Genomic DNA, 16,791 nt, shown 5'->3' on the forward strand with positions numbered 1-16,791 from the left:
TTTGTTGGCTATTTTCCAGCCCGGCGGCACGATGCCGGGCTACCGTATTCGGGATGATTTAGCTTTTGACCTGAACCACGCCATCGCGCACACGTGCGTCAAAGTGACGAACAGAACGAGTCTCATCTTCCAGACATTCACCGTCATGCAGACGAAAATGTTGTTTTTTCAACGGGCTAGCAACCCATAGTTCACCCTGATGTTCGGCAATTAGCCCACGTGATAACACGCTGGCTTCAGCAAAGGGATCGATATTACTGATGGCAAAAACCTGTTCATCATCATAGGGGCGAAAAATGGCCACCTGTTGTTCCTCGACCAAAGCACAAACTCCGGTGCCAGGTAAAATCACCTCTAACGGACAGACCCTAATCCACTGGCTCATTAGTTAGCCTCCTGTTCAAGTATCCGTACCGGAATGCGCTCATCAGGGCGCGCTGGGCGATGTTGTTCTCGCTCGCTGACTACCTGAACACTCGGGTCACGTAATGGACTGTTAATAAAGTGGGCGAAACGAAGCTGTGCGGCAGGATTTTCGACGGTAGCTTTCCATTCGCAGATGACGATTTCACGCAGGCGGGCAATTTCGGCTTCAAGTTGGTCATTAATGCCCAGTTTGTCGTCGATAATCACGGCGCGCAGATAATTGATACCGCCTTCCAGGCTTTCCAGCCATACCGAGGTGCGCTGTAGTTTGTCGGCAGTGCGGATGTAAAACATCATGAAACGATCCAGATAGCGCATTAAGGTTGCTTCATCAAGATCGGCCGCTAGCAGATCGGCATGGCGAGGTTTCATTCCGCCGTTCCCACAGACATACAGGTTCCAGCCGTTCTCTGTGGCGATGATACCGACATCTTTGCCTTGGGCTTCGGCACATTCGCGGGTACAACCGGAAACACCGAACTTCATTTTGTGCGGCGTGCGGATGCCTTTATAGCGGTGTTCCAGTGAAACGCCGAAGCCGACACTGTCACCTACGCCAAAGCGGCACCAAGTACTGCCAACACAGGTTTTGGCCATACGCAGGGCTTTGGCATAAGCGTGGCCAGTTTCAAAGCCCGCTTCGATTAACTTCGCCCAAATGGCGGGTAAATCGTCTTTCTGTGCGCCGAACAAGCCGATACGTTGTGAACCAGTGATTTTGGTGTACAGATTATATTCCCGACCTATCTTGCCGATGGCAACCAGACCCTCTGGCGTAATTTCACCGCCAGCGGAGCGTGGAATAATTGAGTAGGTGCCGTCTTTCTGGATATTACCGAGGAAGTTGTCGTTGGTGTCCTGTAACGGCGTGAGTTGCGGTTGCAGGACATAATCATTCCAGCAGGATGCCAGCAACGAGCCGATCGTCGGTTTACAGACTTCACAACCGTAGCCTTTGCCGTATTTCGCCAGTAATTCGCCGAAGGATTTAATGCCGTCGACGCGTATCAGGTGGTACAACTCTTGGCGAGAATAGGCGAAGTGTTCACACAGATGATGGTTGACTTCAATCCCTTGCTTACTTAGCTCGGCATTCAATACTTGCGTGACAAGAGGAATACAGCCGCCACAGCCAGTTCCGGCTTTGGTGGCTGATTTGATGGCCGCCACGGTGTGACATCCATTATTGACAGCCTGAATAATGTCACCTTTGGTGACATCAAAGCAGGAACAAATTTGTGCCGTTTCGGGTAATGAATCCACACCGATTGCCGGTTTACTGCCAGCATGAGCCGGTAAAATCAGACTATCTGGATTTTCTGGCAGGGGAATATTATTCAGAGCCAGTTGCAACAAATTGCCGTAATCGCTGGTATCGCCGACCAACACGGCCCCGAGCAGGGTTTTATTGTCCTGACTGACCACCAAGCGTTTGTAAATCTCTTTCGTTTCATCGAGATAAACATAGCTGCGGGCACCTTCAGTGCGGCCATGAGCATCGCCGATACCGCCAACGTCAACGCCGAGCAGTTTCAGTTTGGCGCTCATATCCGCGCCCTGGAAGATATTTTCCCGTTCCAGTAAGTGGTCAACGGCGACCTGCGCCATTTTATAACCAGGCGCGACTAGGCCGAAAGTGCGCTCTTGCCATGAAGCACATTCGCCGATGGCATAAACGTCGGGATCGGAGGTTTGGCAGTAATCGTTAATGGCAATCCCGCCACGTCGTGCTGTCGCTAGGCCACATTGGTGTGCCAGTTTATCTTGTGGGCGAATACCGGTGGAGAAGACGATAAAGTCTACTTCTAACGAGGTACCGTCGGCGAATACCATAGTTTTACGGCTGTTTGGACCGGTATGGAGAATTTCCTGAGTATTTTTGCCAGTGTGAACCCGTACGCCCATACGTTCGATTTTCTGACGCAGTTGATCGCCACCCATAGGATCAAGCTGCTCGGCCATTAAGACCGGGGCGAACTCGATAACATGGGTTTCAACGCCCAAACTTTTTAGTGCGCCTGCGGCTTCCAGCCCCAGCAGACCACCACCAACGACAGCCCCGCGTTTACTGCGGCGGGTACAGGCTTCGATGGCATTCAGGTCTTCAATCGTACGGTAAACAAAGCAATCCTGACCTTCACTGCCTTTAATCGGTGGAATCCATGGATAGGAGCCGGTAGCCATGATCAGCTTATCGTAATACAGCGTTCTGCCGGTATTGGAGTGGATGACTTTCTCTTTACGGTTGATGGTGATAGCGCGTTCACCCACCAGTACTTTAATCCCGTGTTTCTCATAAAATCCTTCACGCACCAGAGAAAGTTCTTCGGCGGTATGATGAGAAAAATACGAAGAGAGATGTACCCGATCATAAGCGATGCGAGGCTCTTCACAGAATACAGTAATGTCGAATGCGTCTTTATCTGCTTTATCCAGTAAATCTTCAATAAAGCGGTGGCCGACCATGCCGTTGCCGATAACAGCAAGTTTGACTTTGCTCATTTTTGCCTCAATTTTTAGTTTTCTACGCTTACCTTAATCTCCCGGAGATCGGGCTTATTGATGTAAATCAATTTGCCGCCCATATACCTCTAAGGTGGTAGATTTATGATTTATAAGGTTTTTTATAAGTTGAGGATTTCATTCATCTTTAGCTGAATGGTGTCAGTTGTGTCATTTTTTCGCTCGTGGAATAAAAACGGTCGACCAAGGAAGAGTTCGGTAAGCTAAGAGCAAGGGTGTCTTTTCGAATAAAAGTTAGCGGGGCAAATAGGGGGCGTTATGGCTGGGCAACAAATACGGATTATTCACAATGTACGGCGGGTCGGATTCACCGGGTTATGGCTGTTCAGCGTGGCTGAGGGGAAAATTACGGCAATAGAGCCACAGCCGGCCAAGATACCGCAAGGTACCGATGTGTTGGATGGTGAAGGCGGATTAATTCTGCCAGCATTTATTGAGCCGCATATTCATCTGGATACGACACAAACTGCGGGGCAACCAGCGTGGAATCAATCAGGAACGCTGTTTGAAGGTATTGAGCGCTGGGCTGAGCGTAAGGCGTTGTTAACCTACGAGGACGTAAAACAGCGTGCCTGGCAGACGCTGAAATGGCAGATAGCCAATGGCATTCAATATGTTCGAACCCACGTGGATGTTTCCGATCCGAGCCTGACTGCGCTGAAAGCTATGCTGGAGGTGAAACAGGAAGTCAGTCCGTGGGTGGAAATGCAGATTGTGGCTTTCCCACAGGAAGGTATTTTGTCTTATCCCAATGGGGAAGCTTTGCTGGAAGAAGCGCTACGTTTGGGGGCTGATGTGGTCGGAGCCATTCCCCATTTCGAGTTTACGCGAGAATATGGCGTGGAATCTCTACATAAAACTTTCGCACTGGCGCAGAAATATCAGCGGCTGGTGGATGTGCATTGTGATGAAATTGATGATGAACAATCCCGTTTTATTGAAACCGTTGCCGCATTGGCTCACAAAGAAGGAATGGGCGGACGCGTTACGGCCAGCCATACCACCGCGATGCATTGTTATAATGGCGCCTATACTTCTCGCTTATTCCGCTTACTGAAACTCTCTGGTATTAACTTTGTTGCTAATCCGCTGGTAAATATTCACCTACAGGGTCGCTTTGATACTTATCCTAAGCGCCGGGGAATTACGCGGGTGAAAGAGATGCTGGAATCAGGAATTAATGTTTGCTTTGGTCATGATGACGTTTTCGATCCCTGGTATCCGTTGGGGACGGCCAATATGTTGCAAGTTCTGCATATGGGTCTACATATCTGCCAGTTAATGGGATATGACCAAATTAATGACGGATTGGATTTGATTACCGTTAATAGTGCTAAGACTTTAAATTTGAATGGATATGGTTTGGTTGTTGGGCATCAGGCCAACCTGATTATTCTGCCGGCGGAGAATGGTTTCGAAGTAGTAAGGCGACAGGTGCCGGTGCGTTATTCCGTGCGCGGTGGGCAAATTATCGCGCAGACCAAGCCTGCAGATAGCCGGATATATCTGGCTGATGAAGAGCGGATTGATTTTCGGCGTTAAAAATAAAATCGCCTTCCCGCCGTATTGGGGGAAGGCGATAATCACGACGTCAGTTAGCGAGTCACATGGCCGTGGCTGCGGTGTTTAGTAAAGAAGCCCAGAATCAGACACATCACGAACACCACCAGATACAAACCATTTGCTGTCGCCAGCGCGGCGTGAACGCCTTTTTCTGCCACGATAGGGCCGGTTACCACGAAGGTCAGCATGGTGCCCACGGTACCGCAGGTCAGAATAAAGTTAACCAGTTTCGGTGAGGAAACCTTGGTTTGTAGAGAGCCTAAGGTAATCAGCGTGGTGTAAATTGCGCTGGAAACAAAGCCCAAAGTCAGGATGTAGTAGCTCAGATACTGCGGATTATCTGATGTTACAAACAGGTACATTGCACCTGTAGCCAGCGCCGCCAGTACCGTAACGATATGTTGTAAATCAAAGAAGCGCAGAACACCGCTGAATACCCACATACCGATCATGTAAGAAATCCAGAAATTACTGACTAACTGGCCTGCTTGGCTAATGTCCATACCGAATGTTTTGGTCGCATATTCAGGAACCCACTGAATAAAGCCCAATTGGCCCAAGATGTAGCACAATGCGGCGATTGCCAGGAACAACACGCCAATGCCCCACTTTTCTTTAGTCACTGGCTTGCTATCCGTGCTGGCCTTGTGACCCAGCACTGGAAATTCGGAGCACAATGTCAGGACGAAAATGGCCAGATACAACAGACCAATACAGGCATAAACCCAGTACCACTCAACGCTACGGGCTAATAGCATCGCAGCGACAACCGGGAAGATCATACCAGCCATACTGAAGAAAGAATCGGTAAACAGCAGGCGTGAACCACGCTGACGACCTTCATACATATGCGTCACCAGGAAGGTCCCGATGGACATGGTAATACCGCTGACAACCCCGAGGATAAACATACTCGCGGAGAATACCATCAGGTTATGCCCGACCATCAAGCCGACTATGGCAATCAGCATCAGAATAAAACCGAAGATAAGCTGACGCTTCAACGGGATGATTTCCATCAACCAAGCGTTGAGGAAGATAGAGATCAAAATACCGGCGTTAAGAAAAGTAAAAGTATTACTCATGCTGGCAATAGGCAGATTGAAGTACTCTGCGATATTCCCCATTACCATCCCTGTGACGATAACTAACGCACCGGTGAGCGCGTAAGAAAAGTAGCTGATCCAGGTGAGCCGAATGCGATTGCTGTTGTTCATAGATAAGACCTGCGTGTCAGTAATAAGACGAATTAAGATCAAAACTGGCGTAGGGCTAAAACGGAACTAAACCTGTTTTCAGCACTAAGGCGGCGAATCCTAGCACAGGCATAGTCCATTTTTGTGACCTATATCTGAATTTTGGTGCAATCCATGAAAATTATTAATGAAAAATGGCGAGGTATCACAAATAAAATGCATTAATAACCGAACGGAAACCTTATTTTAAGTTAGCTTCCGTACTTATTATGGCTCGTTTCAGTACTATTTTTTGCGACGAGAAAACTCAGGGTTGGAATGCTCTGAGGCCATGATATTGAGATTTTTTCATCCAGATAAAGGGACTGCTCCGGTGAAAATAATAATAGCTTTAGGTTGTCAGTGCGGTTGATTCACCGGCGTTATCAAAGACAGCGATTATCTGCCTGGTTGGGTATGTTCGCGATATTAATGCTATTTATCGCACCAGTGATTTCCACCTCGCTGGAGAATGCGCGCGGGCCAGATCTATCCACATTGATAATGGATACTGGCACTGAAAGTATGCCGGTTGCACACACCCATGGTGATATCACCCATTCATCGGTGAAGTCATCAGTGAATCACGCCGGTAATCTGCCGATGATGAACCATGCGGCTTGTGACTATTGCCAGCTCTTGGTTCATCTCCCATTACTGAATACCGCAGAAAATGCCGATGTTCGCATCACTACGCGATTAGCCGTGGTGGTGGCTGTTTTATTTCTTTCCTCGCCAATAATGGCCAAAGATATTTATTCTGAATTACAGCCCCGCGCCCCCCCCCTGCGTTTTATTTCTGAAAACAAAAAAAGATAACCATAAATATGATGTGGATAAGTATCACATCGGACGGACTTATATCGTTCCAGGAATAACAATGTCTAACAAATATAACACCTGCAAAAAAACAAAACTGGCCTACGCGGTGGCTTCTGCTTGCTCTTTATTTGCTCTCGGTAGCCTGTATGTTTCTGCAGCTCATCACCAACAGGGTGATGCACCAACGAAACTGAATGATGCGGACGTTATCACCGTGACTGCACCCGCACATTCACCGCTCACACTAACGACCTCGCCTAAAACGCCACGTCAACCCGTACCTGCCAGCGATGGTGCTGATTATCTGAAAACCATTCCCGGTTTTTCCCAGATACGTAATGGTGGCACTAATGGTGATGTGGTTTTTCGTGGGATGTTTGGTTCACGACTGAAAATTCTGACTGATGGTGCAGAAATTCTCGGTACCTGTGGCTCCCGCATGGATGCGCCGACCTCCTACATTTCGCCGGAAACCTTTGATGTGCTGACGGTGGTAAAAGGCCCGCAGTCGGTATTGTGGGGATCAGGCGCATCCGCCGGAACCATTTTGTTCGAGCGTGAGCATCCACACTTTACCGAAACCGGTGTGGCTGGAAATGGCAGCCTGTTGGTTGGCTCCAATGGTCGCTGGGATAAGAATATTGATATCAGCTTGGGTGGTGAGCAGGGTTATGTCCGAGTGATGGGGAATCAATCTCAAGCGGGGGATTATAAAGACGGTAATGGCGCGCGTGTGCCATCAAAATGGAGTAAATGGAATACTGATGTCGCGGTAGGCTGGACGCCTAATACCGATACGTTACTGGAAGTGACTGCGGGGAAAGGCGACGGTGAAGCCCGCTATGCGACCCGTGGTATGGATGGTTCGCAGTTCAAGCGTGACAGCTTGGGTATGCGTTTTGAACAAAGCAATATCGGTGACGTTCTCGATAAGATCGAAGCCAAAATGTACTACAGCTATGTTAACCACATTATGGATAACAGCACGCTACGTACACCGCCACATATGGCAATGTCTGGTAATCCGGATCGCCGTACCATCGGCGCTCGTATGATGGGTACTTGGCTATGGCAAGATGTGAAAATGGAACTCGGTGGCGATTGGCAAACGGATACCCACCGGAAAAACAATAAAACTCACTGGAGTAAAAATGCCAGCTTTACCCACTACGGCCTATTCGGTGAGTTAGGCTGGGATTTGGATGAACAGAACAAACTGATTACCGGTGCGCGCCTCGATCACCACTCGGTGATCAACTACCGACGAGCGGATCAACCCGAACGCCTAGCCACGTTGCCTGCTGGCTTTATGCGTCTTGAGCACCATGTAGCGGACATGCCGCTGATGTTCTACGCAGGCGTCGGTCATACCGAGCGTTTCCCCGATTTCTGGGAGCTATTTTCTCCGACCTTCGGGCCTAACGGTACCACCAGCGCTTTTGATGGGGTAAAAAGTGAGAAAACTACTCAGTTGGATATCGGCGGGCAGTATAACGGCCAGCAATTCAGCGCTTGGGTTTCGGGTTATGCCGGACGAGTGAATGATTTCATCCTGTTTAAATATGATCCGAAGGATCTGCGTAAAAGTCAGGCTGATAATATCAACGCCACTATCATGGGCGGCGAAGCGGGTATCGCTTACGGGTTCAACGATAATTGGAAAACCGATGCCAGCCTGGCGTATGCCCGTGGGCAAAATACCAGCGATAACCGACCTCTACCGCAAATTTCGCCTCTTGAAGCCCGTTTAGGTCTGACTTACGAAAGTGGTGGCTGGAGCAGCACCGCTTTGTGGCGCTTGGTCAGTAGCCAACAACGAGTAGCGATCAATGAAGGTAATGTGGTTGGCAAGGACTTTGCCAGCAGCGCAGGGTTCGGTGTTTTATCCGCGAACGTGGCCTATAAATTCAATGAACAGGTCAAAGTCAGTTCGGGGATTGATAACCTACTCAACAAGGATTACAGCGAGCACCTTAATCTGGCTGGTAACAGTGGTTTCGGCTATTCGTCCAATACGCCGGTGAATGAGCCGGGCAGAACAATTTGGGCGAAATTAAACGTCACCTTCTGATTCTGGTCATTTACGTGCTAAACAGGGGCGTGGCAGGTTGAAATCTGCGACGCCTTATTTTCTTGGGGTGGTAATACGGATTCACGCATTATCACCGTTGGCACAAAGCTGACGGCTGGCGTTTGCGGATGGATCAGCAGGCGGGTGGCAAATTGTGCCATTTCGACGATAGGGAAATGCAGGCTGGTCAGTGCTGGTGAGACAAAAGGCGCGCGCTCGCCACTGTCGTAGCAAATCAGTGAAATATCTTGTGGCACCTGCAATCGATGTTTGTTGATAGCCAATAGTGCGCCAATCGCCATCTCTTCATTACAACAGTAAATCGCCGTGGGCCTTACAGATTGTCTGAGTATCTCATCTGCCCGCAGGTAACCACTTTCCAGATCATAAACGCCGCTCAGGCAAGCGACCGGTGTTAAATTCGCCCCAGCCATGGCATCAAGAAAACCTTGTAAACGTACCCGACGGGATGGCCGATCGGCAGTACCGCTGATGCAGGCAATACGCTGGTGGCCAGCATCAATCAGCACCTGAGTGGCAATTTGGCTGGCACGTCGGTGATCGAAAGCGACGCAGCGGTTTTCCAAACCGGGCACCAGCCTATCCAACAACACGAAGGAGCGATGACTCGCCGCCAACTGTCTGAGTCGTTCATCGCTGAGAAAACGTACGTGCAGAATCAATCCATCACAGCGTAAATTGAATAGCCGCTGGATGGCCTGCCATTCTTTATCGGCATTGTCACGCCCTTGGGTAACCAACAATTGCTTACCGTGCGATTCCGCTTCGGTTTGCACAAAATCCATCAGCGCACCGAAAAAACCGCCGCGATAAGAGGTAGTGACCAAACCGAGGGTATTACTGTGGCTGGAGGCCAATGCACGAGCCGCCGGATTGGGCGTATAACCCAAAACTGCCACCGCTTGCTCGACTTTCTCACGCGTTTGGGGTTTCACGTTAGTATCACCGTTGACCACGCGGGAAACCGTAGCACGGGATACCCCGGCTAATACCGCGACGTCTTCCAGTGTAACCATGTGTTGCTCCTATTTTCTGACAGTCAGCCGCCAGAGTATAAGCACGGCTGACGGAGTGGGTATAAGCACCAAAAATATCATTTAAATTGAGGTAGATAAGGTTTGTTGACCTCCAATACCTCGTTTAATAAGGGTTGAGCGATGCTGGCATTCGCGACCAGTGGATTGGTCACCAGAGCCAATAAGGCACTGTTACGATCGCCATGTACTGCTGCCTCAATAGTTAAGCGCTCATAGGCTTTTACCTGTTGAGTCAATCCATGCATGGATTCGGGCAATGTACCGAATGTCAGTGGATGGGCACCTTTCGCATCAACAATACAGTTAGTTTCTACCACAGCATCGTCCGGTAAACCGCGAATTGCCCCACGGTTTGCTGTATTCACTACTAATTGCGTACCGAGGTTATTATAAATCGCACGAATTAGCTCTAGGGCAACCTCTGAATAAAAGGAGCCGCCGCGAAAGCTCAGTTGCTCTGGTTTGGTATCCAGAGCAGGGTCGGCATACAGTTCAAACAGTTCTTTTTCGACCTGCATCACCTGTTCAGCGCGGGTGCCACGTTCTTTTGCCGCTTCCACCTCTTCGGCCAGCATGTCTTGAGTCTGATAGAAATAACGGTGATATGGGCAGGGAATCGCACCCATTGCGCGTAAGAACTCAGGAGGCCAAGGTGCTTCCTTGATATTGTTCATGGTGAGAGATGCGCCATCACACAGCATTTTTAGTACATCGGCGGTAACGTCTTTACCTCGCTGTAATACTTCATGTACCCAAACCATGTGATTCAGCCCGGCAAAGCGCAATTGAATATCTTCATAAGGCGTGTGCAGCAGGTTGGCGATCATGTGGTGCATACTGATTGGGACATTACACAGACCAATGATTTTGGCTTTGGTATAACGGGACACCGCTTCGGTTACGATACCGGCTGGATTGGTAAAGTTGATGATCCAGGCCTCGGGGGCTAAACGCTCTACCCGTCTGGCGATATCCAGCATCACGGGAATGGTACGTAGCGCTTTGGCAAAGCCGCCAACGCCAGTGGTTTCTTGGCCGATCAGATGGTATTTCAATCCCAAACGTTCATCGGCGGCACGGGCAGGTAACTGGCCGACGCGGAACTGGGTCAGCACAAATTGGGCATCGCGAATGGCGTCATCCAGTGAGAAATGCAGGCTAACCTTAACCTGTTCCAATCCGTGGCGTGCCAGCATGCGTTGAGTCAGGGCGGCGATAGTTTCAACTTTCTGCCGACCGGGTTCAACATCGACCAGAGCCAGTTCGGTGATGGGTAATTCATTGATACGCTGAATTAAACCGTCAACCAGTTCCGGGGTGTAACTACTACCGCCGCCAATAATAGCGATTTTAAATGGTTTCACTCTAGGTCTCCAAACGGCGTTGATGCCGGTAAATTTCGATCATCTCAGTGGCTAAGCTCAGGATCACCGTAGCGTTGATTAGGTGAGCCGGTACGTGAATGGTGATAAGGGGCATGAGCCGTTTTCCGCAGCCTTCGCCATGCCAATCAGCCGGGTTGAAATCTGACTTGCCTGTTTGGCAGAAGCCAATAATTTGGTCATATCCGGCCTAGCGGTGCCGGACGTGGCTTGGTGGCTGGTTCATTCGTGGCGACCATTCGTATTTATTCTTTGAATAGGCTGGTGGATATTCCTGCGATATCTAGCAGCGCAACGATTTACAGTAGTGCTTTCAACCCTGTTATCTGTCTATGGTGGATAAAATAAAAATGAGAGCGCTCTCATTTGCGTATAGAGTAACAATTAACCAAAATCAAAATGCGAGGGCGATCGCAAAAACAGGGAATGGGAGCAGAATGGGTTGGCAAGGCGTGATCTCACCTGCAAAACTATTGACTTAAATGGGACTAAATTGCGGTTTATTTCGGTTTTTAAGAGAAATGACTCGTTTTTTATCAGAGCGGTCTACTTTGTTAAGTAAATATTGGTAAATCGGTAGCGTTGAGGGGAGCAGCTCTTTAGAATCAAGGCGCTTTTCCGTTGTTTGTATCCAAGAGAAAGGAACCGTTAATGTTTAAACGTATTTTAGTGACCTTCGCTACGCTGATTTCCCTGACTGCTATGGCTCCAGCCGTTTATGCAGCCGCAGCCCCCCACGTATTGCTGACCACATCCGCAGGGAATATTGAATTAGCGCTCGACAACCAGAAGGCACCGGTTTCGACCCAGAATTTTATTAACTATGTTAACAATGGGTATTACAACAATACGGTTTTCCACCGTGTGATTCCAGGGTTCATGGTTCAGGGCGGCGGTTTTACCGCTGATTTGCAGCAAAAAGCGACTAATGCCTCAATCAAGAACGAAGCTGATAATGGCTTACGTAACCTGCGCGGGACTATCTCGATGGCGCGCACTGCGGATAAAGACAGTGCAACCAGCCAGTTTTTCCTCAATGTAGCAGATAATGCTTTCCTCGATCATGGTCAACGTGATTTCGGCTATGCCGTATTTGGTAAAGTCGTAAAAGGTATGGATGTGGTTGATAAAATATCTCAGGTGCAAACACAAAATATCGGGCCGTATCAAAACGTACCCGTTAAACCTATCACTATTTTGTCGGCAAAAGTTTTACCTTAATTGACGAACATCCGTCTTTGTAATAAGCAGAGACGGAATCTTCGACCGGCATTATTTTAATTTCCTCTCCGCTATCTGTATTTCCGAGTATGTTGTGTTATCGCGTCGCGGGTGGCTCCCTCATTTTTCTGGCACCTTTGATGTATATTAATCTGACTGGGGCTGGGGTAACGTTGGCAGGAATGGTATCCATATACCGTCCGCGAAATGGCCTGCGGGATGACATTGTGCAAATTGCAGCTAAAAGTATGGTGCGAGAGTAAGGGCGATAAATGCGCTACAGCATATTGATTTTTATCATCGTCGCGCACAAATACTGACGCAAACTCATCAATAAATAACTTGAAAATCAGTAAGATGGCAGGGTCATGATTTAGATTGGATTGAAAATGCTGTTACTGATAGATAACTACGATTCGTTTACCTACAACCTTTACCAATATTTCTGCGAACTTGGCGCAGAGGTACTGGTGAAACGTAACGATGAAATACAGATTGCCGACATCGAAAAACTGGCACCTTCGCATCTGGTGATTTCCCCCGGGCCTTGTACACCGAATGAGGCAGGTATCTCGCTGGCAGCCATTCGCCATTTCGCCGGTAAAATACCGATCCTTGGCGTTTGTCTGGGTCATCAGGCGCTGGGGCAGGCCTTCGGTGCCAGCGTGGTCAGAGCGCGTCAGGTTATGCACGGTAAAACCAGCGCTATCAGTCACAACAGCCAAGGTGTATTCCGTGGCTTAAATCAACCCCTCACCGTAACGCGTTACCACTCTCTGGTCATCGCCAAAGAAACACTTCCCGATTGCTTTGAACTCACGGCATGGAGCGAACATGATGGTGAAGTGGACGAAATCATGGGAATTCGCCACCGGTTCTTACCACTGGAAGGCGTCCAGTTTCATCCAGAAAGCATCCTCAGTGAGCAAGGTCATCAATTATTGGATAATTTCCTTAAAAATTAGCCTGTTGTGAATGTTTCCCCGTTAAAGGTGTTTTTTGTTTGCCATGATTTGATTTTTTATGCATATTTCATGATTATGTTTTCATTGTTGGCTGGCGAATTTCATGCCATTTATCGAGGTGGACAGCAGAATGATAGAAAAGTCAGTGGTAAATCGTAGTACATTTGACCGGGTGATTTTGCCTGTTTATGCGCCAGCTCAGTTCATTCCCGTAAAAGGAAAGGGAAGCCGAGTCTGGGATCAACAGGGCAATGAATACATCGATTTTGCCGGTGGTATTGCTGTAACCGCTTTGGGGCACTGTCACCCAGCGTTAGTCATGGCTTTACACCAGCAAGGTGAAATGTTGTGGCATACCAGCAATGTTTTCACCAACGAACCCGCACTACGTCTGGCCGAAAAACTGATTGCTGCTACCTTTGCCGACCGGGTCTTTTTCGCCAATTCTGGTGGCGAAGCCAATGAGGCCGCCTTCAAACTGGCTCGTCACTACGCGATTGAGCGTCATAGTCCGTACAAAACCAAAATCATTGCTTTTCATCATGCTTTCCATGGTCGTACGCTGTTTACTGTCTCTGTGGGTGGGCAGCCTAAATATTCCGATGGTTTTGGCCCGAAACCAGCAGATATCATCCATGTACCCTTTAATGATCTGGCGGCAGTCAAAGCGGTAATCGATGACCATACCTGTGCCGTTGTGCTGGAACCGATTCAGGGTGAAGGTGGCGTTACCGCCGCGACTCCAGAGTTCCTGCAAGGTCTGCGTGATTTATGCGATCAGCATCAAGCCTTGTTGGTATTCGACGAAGTACAGAGTGGGATGGGGCGTAGTGGTAAACTGTTCACCTATATGCATTATGGTGTTATCCCAGATATTCTGACCACGGCGAAAGCGTTGGGCGGCGGTTTCCCAATCAGCGCTATGTTGACGACGGAAGAGATTGCTTCGGTGATGACGGTCGGTACTCACGGAACCACCTATGGCGGTAATCCGCTAGCCTGTGCGGTTGCAGAAGCTGCGTTGGATGTGATTAACACCCCGAAGGTTCTTAATGGTATCGCGCAGCGTCACGAGCTGTTTGTCACGGCATTAACGGCTATGGGTCAGCAATACGATTTGTTCAGTGATATCCGTGGCATGGGATTATTGGTCGGTGCGGAGTTGAAACCACAGTTTCATGGTCAGGCACGCAATTTCCTGACGGCTGCCGCTGCCAACGGCCTGATGATTTTAAACGCTGGTCCAAATGTACTGCGTTTTGCACCTTCACTGGTGATTGAGCTGAAAGATATTGAGCAGGGTATGCAGCGTTTCGCGCAGGCAGTTGCCAGTATCTTGAACGTGGATTAATACGTATTGTCTGGCGGTATGTCAGGTCTAATCGGAAGATTGAAGGGAGGTGGTTCCTCCCTTTTTTAATCAGCTATCCCGCAATTTTCTGTTCAGCCAGATCCCATGATGTGGCCGTTGACGCCACGCCAGAGACGAGATGGTGTGCATGACACTTAAGTGAGACAGAATCCGCCGCAGGTGGCGCTCCATTTCGGTCATTGGCATATCAGGATGCAATTCTGGCGGTTGTAAGACGCTATTTTCACTACTGGGACCATCATATTCCAAGCGTTGCTGACAACTCTGCAAGGCAATTTCACAGCGTTGTAAATAATCCTCAGCCAACTTATCCGTCAGCATATAGTGATCGCGCGCTAGGATAGTCATCGCATTGATATGCTCGACAATAAACTGGCTATGGGTCACCCATAGGCGCATATCTGCCAGATAGCGTGAATTGAAGCCCGGCTCTTGCATCGCCTGATTGAGGGAGGTAAAAACGGCATTATGGGACTGATTTACCAACATTCGTTCTTTGGCTAATTCATCTGTATTGGGATTTTTCGTCAGTAATGACTGCAATAGCTTTTGATCGTTTTCCAACGCTTGATGAGCATTTTTGCGTAACAGACCACTCTGCCACTGCGGCCACAGCCAAATAGCGCTACCAAAGGCCAGAGCACAGCCGATCAGCGTATCGATCAGGCGGGGAACCAGAAAATTCAGGCCGTTCAGAGCCAATAATTGCAAGGTATACACAGCGGTAATTGTCAGCCCAATCACGGCCAACCCATAGTTTTTCCGCAGAACTAGATAAGCCGCCAGTGTGATAAATAGCATAATGATTAGCGTGATATTTTCTGGCAATTGTAAATGCAACAAGCCAGCGGCAATCACCAGCCCGACCACGGTACCCAAAGCTCTATGCTGAATTCTCACTCGCGTGGCGTTATAACCATTTTGCGTCACCAACATCACGGTCAGTAAAATCCAGTAAGGTTTTGGCAGGTTGAATACCATGCCCAAACTGCTGCCGATAGCCAGAGTGACGGCTAATCGACCGGCATTACGCAAAGCGACAGATTTAAATGAAAGATAGCTTCTTAACGCTGGCCAGAAAGGCAGTCGGTGCTGATCTGACATCAGCTCTCGTCGGTACAGCGGGCGTTGGTTACGCAATAAACGTGCAATGCGGCGAAAATGGTAGAAGCAAAATTGGCCAACGGGGTTATCAGGATATTGTCCGGCAATTTTCTCCAGAGCTGCCAGCTCTTTTGTCATGGTAAAACGCTGTAATTGATGACGGTGGTAGAGAATATTATCAGCTACCACGCGTAATCGGTGCGCAATAATCTGTGCATTACGACGGATAACCGCTTCGGCGTGGCTTTGCTCAACCAGTTTTTGGACTTCCTCCGGTTGGTGCAGACTTACGGTTATATGCTCCTGTAAATCCAGAGCCACCTGAAACATCATACGCAGGCGCTTTTGTTCCATTTTATGAGCGAGCGGCAACATATTAAGTTGTTGATATAGCTGATTGATCAGATCCATTACCGCTTGCTGGCGTTGCAACAATGGCGGTAACGCCGTTTCTGGATCGATATGTTGGGTTAATAGGCTATATTTAGCTTCTAAATAATCGGCCAGTTGCCGATATAGCTGACTAAGAGTTTCCCGCATCGGCTGCTCTTTCCACAGACGGAACCATAAACTGGTAAATAACCCATACCAAGCGGTGCCAATGATGAAAAGCAGTGGGGTATGCCAGATAGGAAATCGGCCAATCATGCTGAGTGTGAATATTGCCGCCACTAGTGCGGCTGGCAGTAAACGGGCATGAAGTGGACTTATTGCACCATTAATGCCGAGAATCAGGGTCAATCCAAACATAATCAGCGGCAGGGGAATGTGCCACAGCAGGCATTGCTGAATAAGAAAACTGCTGAGGGCAAATAGAGTGCCGCCAATCACCCAGCGTTTGGTGAAACGCTTGTGAGGGGTATCTAAACCGGCAATATTACAGCAGGCTGGTACCAGAGCGAAAAGCAGGCCCAGTTGCAGATCACCGAATAATAAGCCAATACTCACTGGTAAGCAGAGCACCAGCGTTTGCCGCAATGCATAATTAACTTCAGGGTGGTAAATCAGCCGCCGCCACATCAGTTCGATACCAGTAATTTGTCTTTTTG

At 48.8% G+C, this 16,791-nt stretch carries 12 protein-coding genes; 6 read left to right on the forward strand and 6 right to left on the reverse strand.

Going from position 1 to position 16,791, the window contains the following annotated elements; genetic code table 11:
* Positions 1-58: 58 nt before the first annotated feature.
* Positions 59-385 carry a nitrite reductase small subunit NirD gene (nirD, locus tag DJ39_RS01305; RefSeq protein ID WP_038242833.1) on the reverse strand — a complete coding sequence of 109 codons (327 nt, stop codon included), beginning with the start codon at positions 383-385 and terminating at the stop codon, positions 59-61.
* Complete coding sequence (gene nirB, locus DJ39_RS01310; protein WP_004718490.1) at positions 385-2,928, reverse strand: nitrite reductase large subunit NirB; 2,544 nt, start codon at positions 2,926-2,928, stop codon at positions 385-387. Before nirB ends, nirD begins: the two co-directional genes overlap by 1 nt.
* Positions 2,929-3,207: 279 nt before the next feature.
* Here nirB and DJ39_RS01315 point away from each other — a divergent pair, with 279 nt between their 5' ends.
* Complete coding sequence (locus tag DJ39_RS01315) at positions 3,208-4,491, forward strand: cytosine deaminase (RefSeq protein ID WP_004718492.1); 1,284 nt, start codon at positions 3,208-3,210, stop codon at positions 4,489-4,491.
* Between the two features lie 53 nt (positions 4,492-4,544).
* On the opposite strand, the gene tsgA is transcribed toward DJ39_RS01315, so the two are convergent.
* Positions 4,545-5,729 carry an MFS transporter TsgA gene (tsgA, locus tag DJ39_RS01320; RefSeq protein ID WP_004718494.1) on the reverse strand — a complete coding sequence of 395 codons (1,185 nt, stop codon included), beginning with the start codon at positions 5,727-5,729 and terminating at the stop codon, positions 4,545-4,547.
* A gap of 435 nt (positions 5,730-6,164) precedes the next feature.
* Between tsgA and DJ39_RS01325 the strand changes: the two genes are divergently transcribed.
* Together DJ39_RS01325 and DJ39_RS01330 are read left to right on the forward strand one after the other, a co-directional pair.
* The gene (locus DJ39_RS01325; RefSeq protein WP_049688116.1) at positions 6,165-6,566 is read left to right on the forward strand and encodes a DUF2946 domain-containing protein; all 402 of its coding nucleotides are present in this window, start codon (positions 6,165-6,167) and stop codon (positions 6,564-6,566) included.
* 61 nt (positions 6,567-6,627) lie between these two features.
* Positions 6,628-8,640, forward strand: coding sequence for a TonB-dependent copper receptor (locus DJ39_RS01330; RefSeq protein ID WP_038242829.1), 2,013 nt, complete (start codon positions 6,628-6,630; stop codon positions 8,638-8,640).
* Positions 8,641-8,657: 17 nt separating this feature from the next.
* Here the strand turns inward: DJ39_RS01330 and DJ39_RS01335 are convergent, their stop codons facing one another.
* Both DJ39_RS01335 and DJ39_RS01340 read right to left on the reverse strand, forming a co-directional pair.
* Positions 8,658-9,677: a LacI family DNA-binding transcriptional regulator gene (locus DJ39_RS01335; protein ID WP_004718499.1), complete on the reverse strand. Its 1,020-nt coding sequence runs from the start codon at positions 9,675-9,677 to the stop codon at positions 8,658-8,660.
* A 77-nt stretch (positions 9,678-9,754) separates the two neighbouring features.
* Positions 9,755-11,062, reverse strand: a complete 1,308-nt coding sequence (locus DJ39_RS01340) for a 6-phospho-beta-glucosidase (RefSeq protein WP_004718500.1) — start codon at positions 11,060-11,062, stop codon at positions 9,755-9,757.
* 669 nt (positions 11,063-11,731) lie between these two features.
* On the opposite strand from DJ39_RS01340, the gene ppiA reads away from it, so the two are divergent.
* From ppiA to argD, 3 genes are all read left to right on the forward strand, one after another.
* Positions 11,732-12,301: a peptidylprolyl isomerase A gene (gene ppiA, locus DJ39_RS01350; RefSeq protein ID WP_004718505.1), complete on the forward strand. Its 570-nt coding sequence runs from the start codon at positions 11,732-11,734 to the stop codon at positions 12,299-12,301.
* A 389-nt stretch (positions 12,302-12,690) separates the two neighbouring features.
* Positions 12,691-13,266: an aminodeoxychorismate synthase component II gene (locus DJ39_RS01355; protein ID WP_004718510.1), complete on the forward strand. Its 576-nt coding sequence runs from the start codon at positions 12,691-12,693 to the stop codon at positions 13,264-13,266.
* Between the two features lie 130 nt (positions 13,267-13,396).
* Positions 13,397-14,617, forward strand: coding sequence for a bifunctional acetylornithine/succinyldiaminopimelate transaminase (gene argD, locus DJ39_RS01360; protein WP_038242945.1), 1,221 nt, complete (start codon positions 13,397-13,399; stop codon positions 14,615-14,617).
* Between the two features lie 69 nt (positions 14,618-14,686).
* Here the strand turns inward: argD and DJ39_RS01365 are convergent, their stop codons facing one another.
* On the reverse strand, positions 14,687-16,762 hold the full coding sequence (locus tag DJ39_RS01365) for a YccS/YhfK family putative transporter (RefSeq protein ID WP_004718517.1): 2,076 nt from the start codon (positions 16,760-16,762) through the stop codon (positions 14,687-14,689).
* Positions 16,763-16,791 lie beyond the last annotated feature (29 nt).

It is taken from the genome of Yersinia ruckeri ATCC 29473 (assembly GCF_000754815.1).
In the GTDB taxonomy this organism is placed as follows: domain Bacteria; phylum Pseudomonadota; class Gammaproteobacteria; order Enterobacterales; family Enterobacteriaceae; genus Yersinia; species Yersinia ruckeri.